This is a genomic window from Flavobacterium sp. TSSA_36 (assembly GCF_051547165.1).
Lineage (GTDB): Bacteria > Bacteroidota > Bacteroidia > Flavobacteriales > Flavobacteriaceae > Flavobacterium.
In genome coordinates this window covers 15,060-30,495 of sequence record NZ_JBPTTP010000010.1, presented here as the reverse complement: position 1 = coordinate 30,495, position 15,436 = coordinate 15,060, and the positions used below count along the sequence as shown (strand labels likewise).

Annotated in this window: 15 protein-coding genes; all 15 read left to right on the top strand. The window is 29.9% G+C overall.

Translation table 11 applies throughout. The features are described from left to right. The 15 genes from rfbG to ACSVH7_RS14495 all read left to right on the top strand — a co-directional run bounded on the left by rfbG (position 1) and on the right by ACSVH7_RS14495 (position 15,436). Positions 1-1,089: a CDP-glucose 4,6-dehydratase gene (rfbG, locus tag ACSVH7_RS14565; protein WP_438067417.1), complete on the top strand. Its 1,089-nt coding sequence runs from the start codon at positions 1-3 to the stop codon at positions 1,087-1,089. Continuing rightward, a complete protein-coding gene (locus tag ACSVH7_RS14560; RefSeq protein WP_438067416.1) occupies positions 1,082-1,978 on the top strand; it encodes an NAD-dependent epimerase/dehydratase family protein in 897 nt (298 codons plus the stop codon). Before rfbG ends, ACSVH7_RS14560 begins: the two co-directional genes overlap by 8 nt. Positions 1,979-1,980: 2 nt before the next feature. Continuing rightward, positions 1,981-2,406, top strand: coding sequence for a polysaccharide biosynthesis C-terminal domain-containing protein (locus ACSVH7_RS14555; RefSeq protein ID WP_438067415.1), 426 nt, complete (start codon positions 1,981-1,983; stop codon positions 2,404-2,406). A 63-nt stretch (positions 2,407-2,469) separates the two neighbouring features. Then, on the top strand, positions 2,470-3,966 hold the full coding sequence (locus ACSVH7_RS14550) for an oligosaccharide flippase family protein (protein WP_438067414.1): 1,497 nt from the start codon (positions 2,470-2,472) through the stop codon (positions 3,964-3,966). A gap of 130 nt (positions 3,967-4,096) precedes the next feature. After that, positions 4,097-5,323 carry a glycosyltransferase gene (locus ACSVH7_RS14545; RefSeq protein WP_438067413.1) on the top strand — a complete coding sequence of 409 codons (1,227 nt, stop codon included), beginning with the start codon at positions 4,097-4,099 and terminating at the stop codon, positions 5,321-5,323. A 17-nt stretch (positions 5,324-5,340) separates the two neighbouring features. After that, positions 5,341-6,399 (top strand): glycosyltransferase family 2 protein, encoded by a 1,059-nt coding sequence (locus ACSVH7_RS14540; protein ID WP_438067412.1) that lies wholly within the window; start codon positions 5,341-5,343, stop codon positions 6,397-6,399. Positions 6,400-6,507: 108 nt separating this feature from the next. Continuing rightward, positions 6,508-7,761: a hypothetical protein gene (locus ACSVH7_RS14535; RefSeq protein WP_438067411.1), complete on the top strand. Its 1,254-nt coding sequence runs from the start codon at positions 6,508-6,510 to the stop codon at positions 7,759-7,761. After that, entirely contained in the window at positions 7,752-8,825 is a 1,074-nt protein-coding gene (locus ACSVH7_RS14530; RefSeq protein WP_438067410.1) for an acyltransferase, read from the top strand. The genes ACSVH7_RS14535 and ACSVH7_RS14530 overlap by 10 nt, the downstream gene beginning before the upstream one ends. Continuing rightward, complete coding sequence (locus ACSVH7_RS14525) at positions 8,822-9,658, top strand: alpha-1,2-fucosyltransferase (protein WP_438067409.1); 837 nt, start codon at positions 8,822-8,824, stop codon at positions 9,656-9,658. Before ACSVH7_RS14530 ends, ACSVH7_RS14525 begins: the two co-directional genes overlap by 4 nt. Before the next feature lie 152 nt (positions 9,659-9,810). Continuing rightward, positions 9,811-10,737, top strand: a complete 927-nt coding sequence (locus ACSVH7_RS14520; protein WP_438067408.1) for a glycosyltransferase family 2 protein — start codon at positions 9,811-9,813, stop codon at positions 10,735-10,737. Positions 10,738-10,744: 7 nt separating this feature from the next. Continuing rightward, complete coding sequence (locus ACSVH7_RS14515) at positions 10,745-11,899, top strand: glycosyltransferase family 4 protein (protein WP_438067407.1); 1,155 nt, start codon at positions 10,745-10,747, stop codon at positions 11,897-11,899. After that, complete coding sequence (locus tag ACSVH7_RS14510; RefSeq protein WP_438067406.1) at positions 11,883-12,923, top strand: polysaccharide biosynthesis protein; 1,041 nt, start codon at positions 11,883-11,885, stop codon at positions 12,921-12,923. Before ACSVH7_RS14515 ends, ACSVH7_RS14510 begins: the two co-directional genes overlap by 17 nt. A 100-nt stretch (positions 12,924-13,023) precedes the next feature. Further along, positions 13,024-13,440: a WxcM-like domain-containing protein gene (locus ACSVH7_RS14505; protein ID WP_438067405.1), complete on the top strand. Its 417-nt coding sequence runs from the start codon at positions 13,024-13,026 to the stop codon at positions 13,438-13,440. Positions 13,441-13,463: 23 nt separating this feature from the next. Then, positions 13,464-14,585 carry a non-hydrolyzing UDP-N-acetylglucosamine 2-epimerase gene (gene wecB, locus ACSVH7_RS14500; RefSeq protein ID WP_438067404.1) on the top strand — a complete coding sequence of 374 codons (1,122 nt, stop codon included), beginning with the start codon at positions 13,464-13,466 and terminating at the stop codon, positions 14,583-14,585. Continuing rightward, positions 14,585-15,436, top strand: coding sequence for a dTDP-4-dehydrorhamnose reductase family protein (locus ACSVH7_RS14495; RefSeq protein ID WP_438067403.1), 852 nt, complete (start codon positions 14,585-14,587; stop codon positions 15,434-15,436). The genes wecB and ACSVH7_RS14495 overlap by 1 nt, the downstream gene beginning before the upstream one ends.

The window sequence follows — 15,436 nt, the reverse complement described above, 5'->3', positions numbered from 1 at the left end:
ATGTTTAAGAAATTAGAAGAAGCCTATAAAGGCAAACGGGTTTTTTTAACAGGACACACAGGCTTTAAAGGAGCTTGGATGTTAAAGACCTTGTCAATGCTGGGAGCCACTGTTAAAGGATATGCGCTAGCACCAAAACAAGACGACGATTTGTATCATATAATTAATGGAGATTCACTTTGTATATCGGTCATTGCTGATTTAAGAGATAAAGAACGTTTATCGAAAGAAATTTTAGATTTTGAACCTGATTTTGTATTTCATCTTGCCGCACAACCTTTAGTGCGATTGTCTTATGAAATTCCTGCGGAAACTTTTGAAGTCAATGCGTTAGGAACTGCATATGTTTTAGGGGCTGTCCGTTTACTTGAAAAAAAATGCTCTTTGGTACTAATTACAACAGATAAAGTTTATCAGAATAATGAATGGGTTTATCCTTACAGGGAAACAGATCGATTGGGCGGTTATGATCCTTATAGCGCAAGTAAAGCGTGTACAGAGTTAGTTATAGATTCTTACAGGAATTCCTTTTTTAATACGTCAAACTATTCAGAGCATCAAAAAGTAATTGCTGTGGCAAGAGCCGGAAATGTAATAGGCGGTGGCGATTGGTCAAAAGACAGGATTATTCCAGACATTGTTAATTCTATTAGAAATAACAAAGTATTATCTGTCAGAAATCCAAATTCAATTCGCCCTTGGCAACATGTTCTTGAACCTGTGATGGGTTATTTATTGCTAGGACTAAAAATTGATCAAGAACCACTGAAATTTTCGGGAGCTTATAATTTTGGTCCTTTTGATGAAGATGCCTTTACCGTAGAAGATCTCGTGAAATTGGCAATTTTAATATTTGGAAAGGGAACTTATGAATGCCCTATATTAGAAAATCAACCACACGAAGCCACACTATTACGATTGGATATTTCAAAGGCAGTTCAAACATTAGGATGGAAACCTTTACTTTCTAGCAGTGAAGCTATAAGTCTTACTATGAATTGGTATAATGTTTTTATTTCTGGTGAAAAAGATATTAACCTCTTGGTTGAAGAAAATATTACAACTTACTTAAATCAAAAAAATGACTAAGACCGCAATTATTGGTGCTACTTCTTTTTTGGCAAGTTATTTAATTGCTGATTTAGAGGAGGAAAATCATGAGCTTACACTTTTTTCAAGACAAAAAACTACTAAAAATCATCAGTTCATTTCGTTTTCTTTTCCAGATTCTATACCAGATTTAGGTGTTTTCTTAGAATTTGATGTTATAGTTTTTGCTGCCGCAGGAGGAGTTCAGTCCTCAAAAAAGTATAGCTCAGACGAGATTTATCAGCTTAATGTGTTCCTACCAATTACGATTGCTAATTTTTTAGACGCAAATAACTTCAAGGGAAAATATATCACTTTTGGATCTTATTTTGAAATTGGAGCACAGGAAGAACTAAAAAGGTTTAGTGAAAAAGAAGTGGCACTTTCAGATTATGAAGTTCCAAATCATTATTGCCTTTCAAAAAGACTATTAACAAGATTTGTAAATGATTCATTATCCAAAATAAATCATTATCATATAATCTTGCCTTCAATTTATGGGAAAAACGAAAATCAAAATCGATTGATTCCGTATCTTATTAAAAGCCTAGATCAAAAAAAAGAACTCGAATTAACTGCCGGAACCCAAATCAGGCAATTTTTACATATTAAGGATGTCTGCTCATTTATAATGATGCTTTGCCTTAAAAATGTTGAAAAAGGTATTTATAATATAACATCGGACACACAAAATTTGGTTAAAGATGTTGTTGAATTGATATTTAAGCATTTTAATAAGGATCACAATGATGCACTTGGAAAAGCAAAAAGGCAAGATGAATCTATGCAGGTAATTTTGTTAGATAATAAAAAAGCTAAAGATTTAGGTTGGAATCCAACAATAAGCTTGGAAGAAGGTATTTTAGATTATTTTAAAAAAGAGAGTTAATAATGAGTTTGTCAGAAAAAATAATCAGCTATAAAAGAAACAAAATCGAGGATACTCGTGGCTGGTTCTTGAAAGTCATTACAGGAAAAGAATCTAATCTTCCAAATAACACAGGAGAAGTTTACCTAACAATGGCAACTCCCGGTGAAATGAAAGGCGGGCATTATCATCCTCTTGCAAATGAATGGTTCACGTTAATAACGGGCGAGTGCCTTTTAAAACTAGAAGATTTAGATTCAAAAGAGCGTAAAGAAATTTATTTAAATGCTAATGATCCAGTTACTATCTACGTACCTGCAGGCATTGCTCATGCTTTTTTTAACGTAAGCACTAGCACCGATTTTATATTGTTAGCTTATTCTGATCAACAGTTTGATCCTGCGGATACAGTACCGTTTGATTTTATTGACATTAAAAACTTAATTTAATTTCAATCATAATTAAAGAAAATTTTTTTAAAAAAAATCATTGGTGATGATTGCTAAAATATAATGTCAAAGTATAAAGCTTCAATTTTTAACTATTTATTTAATTCCATTAATGCAATTGTGATGATTGTGAATGGAATAATAATGGTTCCTCTTTATTTCAAATTTATGCCAGTATCTACTTATGGTGCTTGGCTGGCAACTGGAAATGTTGTTGGAATGCTTGGCTTGGTTGAGTCGGGATTATCAGGTGTAATAACTCAAAAAATGTCAGTTGCACTAGCAAAAAAGGATGACAGGATGTTCTTTCAGCTTGCGGGAGCAAATTTATATACCGCTTTGTTCATGTCTATGACTTTGTTAGTGTTGGGTTTGTCATTAGCTCCTTTTATCGCTGACTGGATAAATGCTGATGAAAATATAAAGCGTTCAATTACTACTGCTTATATCGTAAGTCTTATTTCTGCGGCTCTATCTTTGATCACTTCTCTTATAGGCGCATTTCCACAAGTTTGGCAGGAAACCAAAACAACAGGTATTATTACAACTGTTGTAAATATTATAGGCGTTTTATCCTTAATAACTTATTTATATTTAGGTTTTGGAGTTGTTTCTTTAGCTTTAGGTTATATTACCCGTGCAATTTTGAACCTTTTGGGTCAGGGTAGCTGGATTTTTATCAAATGGAGAAAATTAAATTTATCAAAACCAACTTATGATTTTGATGTTGTCAAAGCATTGTTGAAAGATTGTTTTTACCCGTTTTTGTCGCGTATATCTGGTGTAATTATGGGAAATTCTCAAAGTTTTATTTTAGCATTTTTTATTAGTCCAACTCTTGCTGCTGTTTATGATATTACTAGTAAAATTGCCTTTGTTGCCTGTAATTTTGTAAGCATGGCCAATGGTTCTTTTTTTGCACTGTTCTCCCTTACTTATGCTTCAAAAAATAAACAGGAAATAAATAATCTTACACAGAAAGTATCATTGTTTTTCTTGACAGTGTTGTTTTCGGCATTAGTGTATTCTGTAGTTTTCAGCAAGTCAATAATTTATTTCTGGGTAGGATTAGATAAGTATGGAGGAGATTTATTGCTTGCTTCTATTGTAATTTCTTTGTTGATTACTCAACTCAAACAATATTTTATAAATTTGCTTTATGCTGGTGGTTTAATTAATAAATCAGCCAAATTGGATGTGATCAGTATGATATTCTATGTGTTACTACTTTTAGTAATTGTAAAACAAACACAGATTTATGCTGTACCAATAGCAACATTTATTTCCGGAATACTCTTTATTAGGCTTTATCTAAGTTTGTTAAAGAAACACTTAGATGTTGATATTAATGTAATATTGAAAATATGTTATAAATTATTCTTAATTACAGCTCCATTTGTGCTTTTACATTATGTAGTAAAGATTGATTTTTTCCAAATAGAAGTTATGTCTATTTATTTAGCTTTATTTACTCTGACATATGTTACTGTTTTGTTAATTACCAATAGACAATTTTTAAAACAATTAATCATTAGGGTCAAAAAACACAATTCAAATTAAGTTTTAATAACAATAAACATTTTAACAATCAATAGTCTACTTTAATGGTATGAGTAGATTAAAAATGTTATAAAGAAATCAATAGTAAATAATAAAAATAATAAACAAAAATAATTTTCAAATTACTAGTATGAAAAAGAATAATATGTTATTAATCGTGGATGTTTTTTTTAATAAACAGTCTGGTTCTCTCGCTGCTAACGAGAAAGCAAAATTATTAAGGGAAAATGGTTATGTTATTAATGTATATTCAAATGATGGTTCAAATCAAATGTTTGATGATGGGGGTAAATCATTTCTTAGACGATTCAAAAAGAATACATATTCGCATGATTTCGATTTTTCTCGCGATGAATATAATGCGGTGTTAGACGAATGTAAACCAGATATTATTTTTTTAGTTGCAGGTGTTTTTCCTTACGCTGGTGTATTTATTGAAGAAGCTAAAAAGAGAAATATTAAAGTTGTTTCTATGTGTTACACTCAAGATTTTTTTTGTGCTAGAAGTTATTCAAATGATCTTAATTCTCCTTGTTTTGAATGTATTAACAATTTAAGTTTCTCTTCATTTATACCGAGATGGAAAAAGAAATGCAATATTAATACAACTGTTGATTATGCAAAAGATATTTACAGATGGAACATATTAAAAAAAATACAACAAGCATTATCTCAAGTTGATTATATCATTGGTTCAACAAATGAACAATTAGAGTTTTATAAGAAAATAGGGATGGCAGATGATAAATGCATCAAAATACCATTAACATTCAATAAAAGTAAATTAGAAAATTTAATTCCTTGTAGAGGCGACTATTTTTTATGTATTGCTCAGGATAGAACTGAAAAAGGATATCAGTTTATTCCTAGTTTGCTAGATGAAATGAAAAGTTCAGGTTTGTCAACAAAAATTAAAATAGCATATTATTCTGATCAAGAAGCGGAGCAAGCTATAAGTAAATACGCTTTGGGGGAGTATATTTCAGCAGGACTTTTAGAGGTTACCGGCAGTTATAGTTGGGGTAATGGTTTAGGCGAATTAATTGCTGGTTCATTAGGAATTATACAACCAACGATATGGCCAACAACTACTGAATTTGCTTTACTTGAAGCTATTGGTTTAAAAAAACCAGTTTTCACTTTCAATGTTGGTATTCATGGCGAAAGGATAATAAATGAAAAAAATGGTTTTATTGCAGAAGTTGGTGATTGTAAAACAATGGTTAGCCAAATGATGCAATTAAGTAAAGATCCACATTTATACGAAAGAGTCTCTGAAGGGGCCTTTACTTTATATAAAGATTTAACTGATGAATCTTATTGGCATAATGCAATAAAAAAATATTTTATTCGATAATATAAATTATTTCTATTATGAATGCAGTAAAAATTTCGATAATTATACCATTCTATAATGAGGAATCATTACTGCCAAGATGTATAAACAGTATTCTTGATTCAAGCTTTTTAGATTATGAAATAATCCTCATCAATGATGGTTCAACTGATAACTCTGCATTTGTAGTTGAAAAATTTGTGAATCATCACGATAATATATTTCTAATCAATAAATTTAACACGGGAGTATCTGAATCTAGAAATATTGGTATTACTCATGCAAAAGGTGATTATATTACATTTGTTGACGCAGATGACACAATAAATGATGATTATCTATCACAATTATATTCTAAGTCAATAGTCAATGGGGAATTATTGGATATAATTGTTTGTGGATTTACCTATAATTATTCTTACGCCAATAAGCGAAAGATAAATATTTTTTATAAAGATAAATTCGAAGGTAGAATTAGTGATTTAGATTTAATTAGATTAGAAGAGTCACGAGTTCTGAATACAGTTTGCAACAAATTAATTCGCACTGAGATTATCAAATCTAACAACATTTTTTATGACACCAAGTTGTCAGCTGGTGAGGATACATTGTTCATATACAAATGCATGTTGTCAAGCAAAACTATAAGTGTTTTTCCATACTGCGGTTATAACTATTGGATTACTGGTGAGGGGCTATATCAAAGAATTCATCCATTTAAAATGTATGAAAGTTATATTAATCAACTTTTTACCATAAAACTACAATTGTTAAATAATCTCAATTTTTCTGATGAGAAAAATAATAATTATCTTTCTTATTTATGTGTAAACAAGATAAATGATTACTGCAGTTACATGACTGTTTCGCTTCAAAAGAGAATGGCATACAAAGTTTTTGTAGATCACTGCAAAAACTTTCTCGTTTTTTTAGAAAACTGTAATTGTAATATGGATTATGCTCATTTATCACCAAAAGTAAATTTTATGATAAAGAAGAATTTTATAGTTTTATTTATCCTTTGGAAATTGGAATCGCTTTATAACTATATAAAAAAAAGTGTCAAAAAATTAATCATCAAAATAATCTCCATTTAATCACTACTGATTTTGAATAATTATATAATTGAGCAACGCAAAACGAAGTATCCCTATCGAATTTTGATGATATTATTGTTTTCTTGGACATTGTTAACAATATTTTCAATGCCCGATAGTCTAATGTCTAGTTTGGTAAGTGGCACCATAATTTTTTTTTTATTAACAGTTCTTTCAACAAAATTAATTTTAGGTTCAAGTAAATGGGTAGTTTTTTTTAGTGGTATTTTTTTATTGAAGCTCATTTTGGGTGTTTCGCATTATTTGATATTTGTTGATCCGAATTATTTTTTAGGTGATGGTGCTTTACCTAATTCTTTTTGGCATGAATATCATTCTGTTTTTAATCAAGTATCTGATGCTGTAAGGAGCAAAGTAGTTCATGATGACATTCTTTATTTTGACAAGGAGAGTTTTGAAGTTAGTCATCCTGAGATTTGGAATTTAATAAGTATGCCACTTTTTTATTTGGGGGGGTACGTTTTGACTATAACACCGATAAATATATTCTTTACCACACTGTTGTCTATCAACTTTGTGTTTATTGCTCAATTTATTTTGCTTTATGATAAAGCAAAGGTCTCCGCAGTTGCAGTGACTAGTGCTTTGTTTCCTATGTTTTTGCTTGCCGATAATTTTTATAGAGATCAAATAGGAATGGGTTTGTTATCTGTAGGCCTAATTATTTATTTTACGACAAGTAAGACATTTTTTCAAAAAATATTTTCAATCAGCTTGCTGTTATATATTAGCTTTCTGCTGCGTACTGTATATCCAGTTATATTTTTAGTGTCTTTAGTAATTTATTATGTATTTGTTGAGCGAAGAAATAGAAAATATCTTATCCTGCTTCTCCCGCTTATTTTAATATTATTATATTTGGCTGCTAATGAAATTTTACAGGATAAGGACTATGTTTCTGGTTACGTTTCAGCTTCAGGATGGCTTTTTTTACCTATAAAATTAGTTTTCGGAGTTATTGGGCCATTCCCTTGGACACAATTTATGTTGTATAAAGTAGATCCTACTTTATCTTATCAGTTGCCAGATTATTTGCTAGGAATTTTCCAATTATCGTATTTGACTTTGCTAATTCAAAAAGCAAAATATCTTTTTACAACTAAAAATATGAGTATCCTAACTTTATTCGGTTTTGGTATAGCATTATCTGGAATTATAACTAAGCATATGCACATTGGATATATTGCGGAAGGTATTGTACTTACGTTACCATGGTTTTTCGCACATATATCACTTGTTCAATTTAGAAAAAGATTAGGTTTAATATTCGCAATTTTGCTTTCTTTAAATATTCTTCTTGAATTGATAGGGAATGCAGGTATCTCAAATTTATGGAAGTAGTAAAAAAACAAAATCTGCGAAATTCAAATATTGAGCTTCTAAGGATTATTTCAATGACATTTATAGTTCTTCATCATTTTATATATCATGGTTTAGGATTGTTTAATTATTTATTAGGCAAAAGCGTTTTTTTTGATGGAATTGAAGTTTCTTTATTTATTAATAGTTTTTTGATTATTGGGGTCAACCTTTTTGTAATGATCTCAGGATATTACTTGATTAAATTTAGTTCAAATTCATTGGTTAAATTGTATGTTGTTTGTGCATTTTATGGTGTCCTTACATACTTAGTTAGTTCTTTTTTAGTTGATGATGGAGTGATAAATGTTCAGAGAGTATTTGTTAGGCTTTTGTTCCCAATATCATATCCAACATATTGGTTTATTACTCATTATGTTATATTGATTTTGCTGTCGCCGTTAATTAATTTTTTTTTGAAAAACAATAATCAACATCAAATTTTAATATTGATATTTACGTTTTTTGTAATTAGTGTTTGGTTTGGTTTTTTCAGAAATGAACAACATTTAAATAATGGTTATAATTTTATTAATTTTATTCTCATTTATATTATAGGTCATTATTTATCATTGCCAAATAATATTTTATTAAGAAAGTTTAGATCACATTCTTTTCTTTGTTATATAATTTGTTCTTCATTATCAGGTTTATTTGCTTATTCACTTTTCTATTTTAAAATTTCAAATGATTTAATATTTAAGGTGTTTTTTTATAATAATCCATTGGTATTGTTATCTACAATTTTTTTATTTATCACTTTTTTAAAGCTTAGTTTTCAAAACAAATTAGTAAACTGGATTTCTGGATCAATACTGTCTGTATATCTTATCCAGGAGGGAGGAGTTAATTTTTATAACTATGTGAATGTTTTATTTTTCGAAAATGGATATAATTTTAATTTTGTTTTTCAGATAATTGTTTTGATTTTGATTACGATATTTTTGTCAGTCCTTTTCGATAAATTTAGGTTGATATTGACAACTCCAATCGAGAATTTTTTAAATAATAAAATTAAATATTGCTTAAAAAGAATTATGAAATGAAAAAAATAGTAATGTCAGGAGGTTTGGGAAATCAGATGTTTCAATACGCCTTATATCTTGCATTAAAGCATAAAGAAAAAAATGTATCGTTAGACTGTTCATTATATTCTTATGTAAAAATGCACAACGGTTTTGAACTCGACAGATGTTTCGGAATCAATAAACTGGAAAATAAGTTCAGTAGATGGAATTTATTAAAGCTCAGGTTAGCTTTAAAAAGCAAACTTAAAACTTTTGTTTATAGCGACCTTAATTGTTACGATGAAAATGTTTTTAGTAACAATAGTAAATACCTTAACGGATATTGGCAAAGTGAAAAATATTTTATTCAAATTGAAGATAAGATAAGACAAGCTTTTGTTTTTAAAGATATTGATAATACAAACGTTGACATTGCTAAAGAAGTTGCTAACAATTGTTCTATTTCACTACACATAAGGCGCGGAGATTATTTGGGGATTAATATTTATTCAGGTGTATGTACGGAATCTTATTATACCAAAGCTGTTGATTTACTGTTAAGTAGAATGATTACGCAAGAAAATATCAAAATATATGTATTTACTGATGACGTTGAGTTTTCAAGTGCCTTTGTTAAAAACATATATGTACCATGTCAATTAATAAATATAAATAAGAACGCGGATAGTTATAAAGATATGTATTTAATGAGTCAATGCAAGCATAACATTATTGCAAATAGCTCTTTTAGCTGGTGGGGAGCTTGGTTAAATCGCAATCCGGATAAAATTGTTATTGCTCCACAAAAGTGGTTTAATAGTTCAGAAGAAAATTACAAAGATATTGTACCTGAAAATTGGATTAAAATCTAATATTAGTAAATAAGTTGCACAAATAATTAATCGCTGTTTTTTTATTAAAGGAATTCAATTTTAATTGATATCAAATCCTACTTGATGTTTTTACTGCAATCACAAATCATTATATTTAAAAATAACAATCTTTATCGTTTAAATTCATTTATATGTTACCTTTTATTTCAGTTATTTTACCAGTTTACAATGCCTCTAAATTTCTAACTGAATCAATCAAAAGCATGTTAGAACAGACGTTTACTAATTTTGAATTAATTATTATTAATGACGGCTCAACTGACAATTCTCAATCAATAATTGAGTCATTTGATGATAAACGAATAAGAGTTTTTCAAAAACCTAATACAGGACTTATTGATTCTTTGAACTTAGCTGTTGCTCATAGTCGTGGGAGTTGGATTGCTAGAATGGATGCCGATGATATTTCGGCTCCAAATCGTCTTGAAGAACAGATAAAGTTCATTGATAGTGGTGTAGCTGTAATTGGTACTCAAGTCACACTAATTGATGAAAATGGTAAACCATATGGTAAAACTAAATTAGCTACCAATCCAGAAGAAATTTTAGCAAACTTAAAAAAACACATTTCAAATGTTGTTCACCCATCAGTTTTGATAAACAAAACATTATTACTTAAAGTTGGAGGTTATGATCCAAAAATGCACGTTGCAGAAGATTACGATTTATGGTTGAGAATTTCGAAAATTGGAAAAATTATAAATATAAATCAAAGCTTACTTTCTTTACGAAAACATGGAGATAATATTTCTAGTAATAAATTAAGTATATCAGTTGAAAATTGCTTAATAAGTTTAGCTTATTATTTCAAGTCAAAATCATCTGAAATTATGTCAATTGATGAATATACTTTGTTGAAAAGAAGTGTTTCAGTAACAGCTAAAAATTACTTTAATAATATAGTAGAATGGGAAAATAAAAAAATAAGAATAAATTCTTTTTCTCCATTTTTTAAAATGATTTTTTTGATAGGTCATCCAAATTTTTTGTATCAATATTGGTTGATAAATAGTTCTAAAAAAAGTATATTGAACAAGCTCAAAAAAAACAACAAATAAATAATTTATGATTTTAGGTATAGATGCCACTAATATAAGAGCTGGAGGTGGATTAACACATTTAAAAGAGATACTTGTAAATGCAAATCCTAGTATTTACGACTTTACAAAAGTTGTAATTTGGTCTAGTAATGATACCTTAATTCATTTACCTAATTTAGTTTGGCTCGATAAAGTATCACATCCATATTTGAACAAGAGTTTTTTATGGTCTTTTTTTTATCAAAAATTTTTTTTATCAAAATCAGCACAACAAAAATATAATTGTGATGTTTTATTTGTTCCAGGAGGAACTTTTTTTGGGTCATTCTTGAATGTAGTTTCTATGAGTCAAAACATGTTGCCATTCGAAAAAGAGGAAAGAAATAGGTTTCCGAGTTGGAAAACACAATTTAAATTTAAGATACTTAAATATTCTCAAAGTACAACTTTCAAAAAATCTCAAGGTATTATTTTCTTGACGAATTACGCTAAGGAATACATCACTAATGAAATAAATTTGAAAAATAATTCAAAAGTTATTATACCTCATGGTATTAATTTATCATTTTTAAATGATCCTAAAAAGCAACAGGATATTGCTGATTACACCTTTGATAATCCTTTTAAATTATTATATGTATCAATAGTAACTGTATACAAGCATCAGTGGAATGTAGTAGCAGCCGTATTAAAGATTAGAGAGGAAGGTTTTCCTATAACTTTAGATTTGGTTGGTACATATACTGAAGAATCTTTAAAGAAATTGAAGCAGATATTGTCTAATGACATTTATAATTGTATTAATTATCGAGGCTTAATACCTTATGAAGAGTTAGACGAAATATACAAAGATGCCGATTCTTTTGTGTTCGCTTCCTCTTGTGAAAATATGCCAATAATCTTGATAGAAGCTATGACAGCAGGTTTACCAATTGCATCCTCCAATTATGGCCCTATGCCTGAGGTTTTAGGTGATGCAGGTTTTTATTTTGATCCACTTAAAACTGAAGAAATTTACCTTTCAATAAAAGAGATGTTAATTTCAAAAGAAAAAAGAGAAAAATATGCATGGGAGTCCTTTAATAAATCAATTAATTACACTTGGAAAGAATGTTCAGATAAGACTTTTGAATATTTATCACTAGTTGCAAAAAAATATAGTAATGAAAATACAAAATAAAACACTCCTTATAACAGGTGGCACAGGATCGTTTGGTAACGCCGTTCTGAATCGTTTTTTACTAACAGATCATTTTAATGAAATACGAATTTTTTCTCGTGATGAGAAAAAGCAGGATGACATGCGCAACCAATTAAAAAGTGATAAGCTCAAATTTTACATTGGTGACGTTCGTGATTATGCCAGTATTGAACGTGCCATGCGTGGAGTTGATTATGTTTTTCATGCAGCCGCACTAAAACAAGTGCCATCATGCGAGTTTTTCCCAATGGAAGCGGTCAAAACTAATGTCATGGGGACACAAAATGCTATTGATGCAGCCGTTGCAAATAAGGTTTCTAAAATTATTTGTTTGAGCACTGATAAAGCAGCTTATCCAATAAACGCAATGGGGATATCCAAAGCGATGATGGAAAAAGTGGCAGTAGCAGCTTCAAGAACAATTCCTAATAACGATACTACTGTTTGCCTAACACGCTATGGCAATGTAATGGCCTCAAGGGGATCAGTGATTCCCTTGTTTTTAAATCAAATTAAAACAGGACAAGCCGTGACTATTACAGATCCGAATATGACTCGTTTCTTAATGTCATTGGATGAAGCAGTGGAATTGGTATTGTTTGCATTTGAACATGGAAATCAAGGCGATTTGTTCGTCAATAAAGCACCTGCAGGTACCATTGCAGATTTAGCACAAGCTTTAAAAGAACTAAGTAATGCTACGAACGAAATTAAAGTAATTGGCACCAGACATGGTGAAAAGTTGTACGAAACTCTATGTACGCGTGAAGAAATGATTAAGGCCGAGGATATGGGCGAATTCTATAGAATTCCTGCAGACAATCGAGACTTAAATTACGCTCAGTATTTTTCTGAAGGAGTAAAAGAGGTTTCGGTTATTGAAGATTATCATTCGCACAATACAGAACAGTTGGGTGTAGAAGGAATGAAAAAATTGTTAGTGCAATTGCCGCTCATTAAAAAAGAAATTTTTGGAGAAGATTTAGCTCAAATGCCAGGATAATTTAGTAATCAGTTTTCACTGTTCAATAATCAGACAACAGATTTTAATGTATATCTTAATATTTTATTTGCAAACAGGTTTTTAATGCAATATGATGTCAATGCGTCCAAATATAATTAAAGGCAGCAGCCATACCGATGCTAGAGGTGTGTTACAATTCAATAATGATTTTAACACTTTAGGAGTGAAAAGAATCTATACGATTCAAAATCGAGATACAGCATTTGTTCGAGGTTGGCAAGGGCATAAAATAGAGCAGCGTTGGTTTTTAGCCGTTAGTGGTTCTTTTAAAATTGTACTAATTTCTATTGATGATTGGGTTAGGCCTTCGCTAAATTTAGAACAACATCATTTTATTCTAAACTCACAAAATATGGATGTATTGCATGTGCCTTCGGGTTACGTATCGAGCATTCAAGGTTTAGAACCCTTTTCAAAATTGTTGTTGATGTCAGATTATTTATTGGGAGAAATTGACGATGAATACAGATTTGATTTAGATTATTTTACGAAATAAAATTTAATTATATTATTTAAGATATGCAAAAAAAATTAAAAGTAGCCACTATATTAGGAACAAGACCAGAGATCATAAGATTGGCAGAATGTATCAAGAAATGCGATCATTTTTTTGATCATGTTTTAATTCATACGGGACAAAATTATGATTATGAATTAAATGAGATTTTTTTTGATGATTTAGAATTACGTAAACCCAATTACTTTCTAAATGTGGCTGGTCAGCACTTGGGGGAAACAATTGGAAATGTTATTTCAAAATCTTACGAGATACTTTCGATAGAAAAACCGGATGCTTTACTAGTGTTAGGTGATACAAATAGTGTACTTAGTACGATTGCTGCTAAGCGTCTAAAGATTCCAATTTTTCATATGGAAGCAGGTAACAGGTGTTTTGATCAGAATGTACCAGAGGAAATTAATAGAAAAATTTCTGATCATATTTCAGATATTAATCTTTCCTACACTGAGCATAGTAGAAGATATTTGTTAAGTGAAGGATATAGAAAGGATCATGTTTTTGTTACAGGTTCTCCATTAAAAGAAGTTTTGCAGAAATACCAATCTAAAATATCGGAAAGCGACGTTGTAGATAGACTTAACTTAAAAGAGAATGCTTATATTGTTGTTAGCGCTCACCGTGAAGAAAACATTGACCTTGGAAATAATTTTGAAGTATTAGTCGCTTCACTTAATGCTGTTGCAGAAAAATATCAAATGCCACTAATTTTTTCAACACATCCAAGAACTAAGAATAGAATTGAGAATAATAAAATAAAGTTTCATCCGCTAATAACAAATGTGGCTCCACTAGGCTTTTTTGACTATGTTAAATTGCAAAGTAAATCATTTATAGTCCTTTCAGATAGTGGCACAATTAGTGAGGAATCTGCAATGATGGGATTTCCTGCTGTAAGTATACGTACAAGTACCGAAAGACCAGAAGCTATAGATGCAGGAACAATTGTTTTAGGAGGTATTTCTGAAGAGCAAATGATTAATTCAATTGAAATTTCTAAAGGTCTTTTTGATTCTTCGGTTAAATTACCTTTTGAATATGAAGTTACCAATACATCGGAGCGTGTTATTAAAGTTATTCAAAGCTATACATCAATTATAAATAAAGTAATTTGGGACAAATAATGAAAAAGAAGTTATTGGTTATTGGTATAAATGGAATGGCAGGGCATCTAGTTTTTCGATATCTAAAAGACACACAAAAATACCAAGTTTATGGTATTGCAAGAAATATAGAGTCAACTGAAAACATATTTAATCTTGATGTTTCAGATACAGTTGGATTGAATAAAATAGTAAATGACCATCAATTCGATTACATAATTAATTGTATTGGAATATTAAATCAAGATGCTGAAAGCAATCCGTCGAAAGCGATATGGTTTAATAGTTATTTTCCACATTTTTTAGAAGAAATCACCAAAGATTCAGAAGCAAAAATAGTACATGTCAGCACAGATTGTGTTTTCAATGGAAAGCAAGGCAATTATAGTGAAACTGCAATAAAAAATGGAGAGGGTTTTTATGCCCAATCAAAAGCCTTAGGGGAAATTGATAATTCTAAAGATTTAACTATAAGGACCTCAATAATTGGTCCTGAATTAAATACAAAGGGAATAGGTTTATTTAACTGGTTTATGCACCAAGAAGGCGAGATTAACGGTTATACAACTGCAGTTTGGAGTGGAGTTACAACTTTAGAATTAGCTAAAGCAATTGAGTATGCAATTTTACATCCTGTGAATGGATTAGTTCATTTAACAAACGGTGTTCCTATTAATAAATTTGATTTATTGCATTTATTCAAAGAAATATGGAATAAAAAGGACATAAAAATAGAAGCTCATGAAGGGAAAGTGGTTGACAAGTCATTAAAAAAATCAGAACGATTTAATTATCAAGTGCCTAGTTATAAAGAAATGCTTGTAGATCAATACAGCTGGATGCAAAAGTTTGCTAATTTATACCAATATTAA

What these genes read in the sequence shown, in the direction of transcription:
- rfbG (WP_438067417.1), top strand. Translation starts at nt 1, where the DNA reads ATGTTTAAGAAATTAGAAGAAGCCTATAAAGGCAAACGGGTTTTTTTA.
- ACSVH7_RS14560 (WP_438067416.1), top strand. Translation starts at nt 1,082, where the DNA reads ATGACTAAGACCGCAATTATTGGTGCTACTTCTTTTTTGGCAAGTTAT.
- ACSVH7_RS14555 (WP_438067415.1), top strand. Translation starts at nt 1,981, where the DNA reads ATGAGTTTGTCAGAAAAAATAATCAGCTATAAAAGAAACAAAATCGAG.
- ACSVH7_RS14550 (WP_438067414.1), top strand. Translation starts at nt 2,470, where the DNA reads ATGTCAAAGTATAAAGCTTCAATTTTTAACTATTTATTTAATTCCATT.
- ACSVH7_RS14545 (WP_438067413.1), top strand. Translation starts at nt 4,097, where the DNA reads ATGAAAAAGAATAATATGTTATTAATCGTGGATGTTTTTTTTAATAAA.
- ACSVH7_RS14540 (WP_438067412.1), top strand. Translation starts at nt 5,341, where the DNA reads ATGAATGCAGTAAAAATTTCGATAATTATACCATTCTATAATGAGGAA.
- ACSVH7_RS14535 (WP_438067411.1), top strand. Translation starts at nt 6,508, where the DNA reads ATGCCCGATAGTCTAATGTCTAGTTTGGTAAGTGGCACCATAATTTTT.
- ACSVH7_RS14530 (WP_438067410.1), top strand. Translation starts at nt 7,752, where the DNA reads ATGGAAGTAGTAAAAAAACAAAATCTGCGAAATTCAAATATTGAGCTT.
- ACSVH7_RS14525 (WP_438067409.1), top strand. Translation starts at nt 8,822, where the DNA reads ATGAAAAAAATAGTAATGTCAGGAGGTTTGGGAAATCAGATGTTTCAA.
- ACSVH7_RS14520 (WP_438067408.1), top strand. Translation starts at nt 9,811, where the DNA reads ATGTTACCTTTTATTTCAGTTATTTTACCAGTTTACAATGCCTCTAAA.
- ACSVH7_RS14515 (WP_438067407.1), top strand. Translation starts at nt 10,745, where the DNA reads ATGATTTTAGGTATAGATGCCACTAATATAAGAGCTGGAGGTGGATTA.
- ACSVH7_RS14510 (WP_438067406.1), top strand. Translation starts at nt 11,883, where the DNA reads ATGAAAATACAAAATAAAACACTCCTTATAACAGGTGGCACAGGATCG.
- ACSVH7_RS14505 (WP_438067405.1), top strand. Translation starts at nt 13,024, where the DNA reads ATGCGTCCAAATATAATTAAAGGCAGCAGCCATACCGATGCTAGAGGT.
- wecB (WP_438067404.1), top strand. Translation starts at nt 13,464, where the DNA reads ATGCAAAAAAAATTAAAAGTAGCCACTATATTAGGAACAAGACCAGAG.
- ACSVH7_RS14495 (WP_438067403.1), top strand. Translation starts at nt 14,585, where the DNA reads ATGAAAAAGAAGTTATTGGTTATTGGTATAAATGGAATGGCAGGGCAT.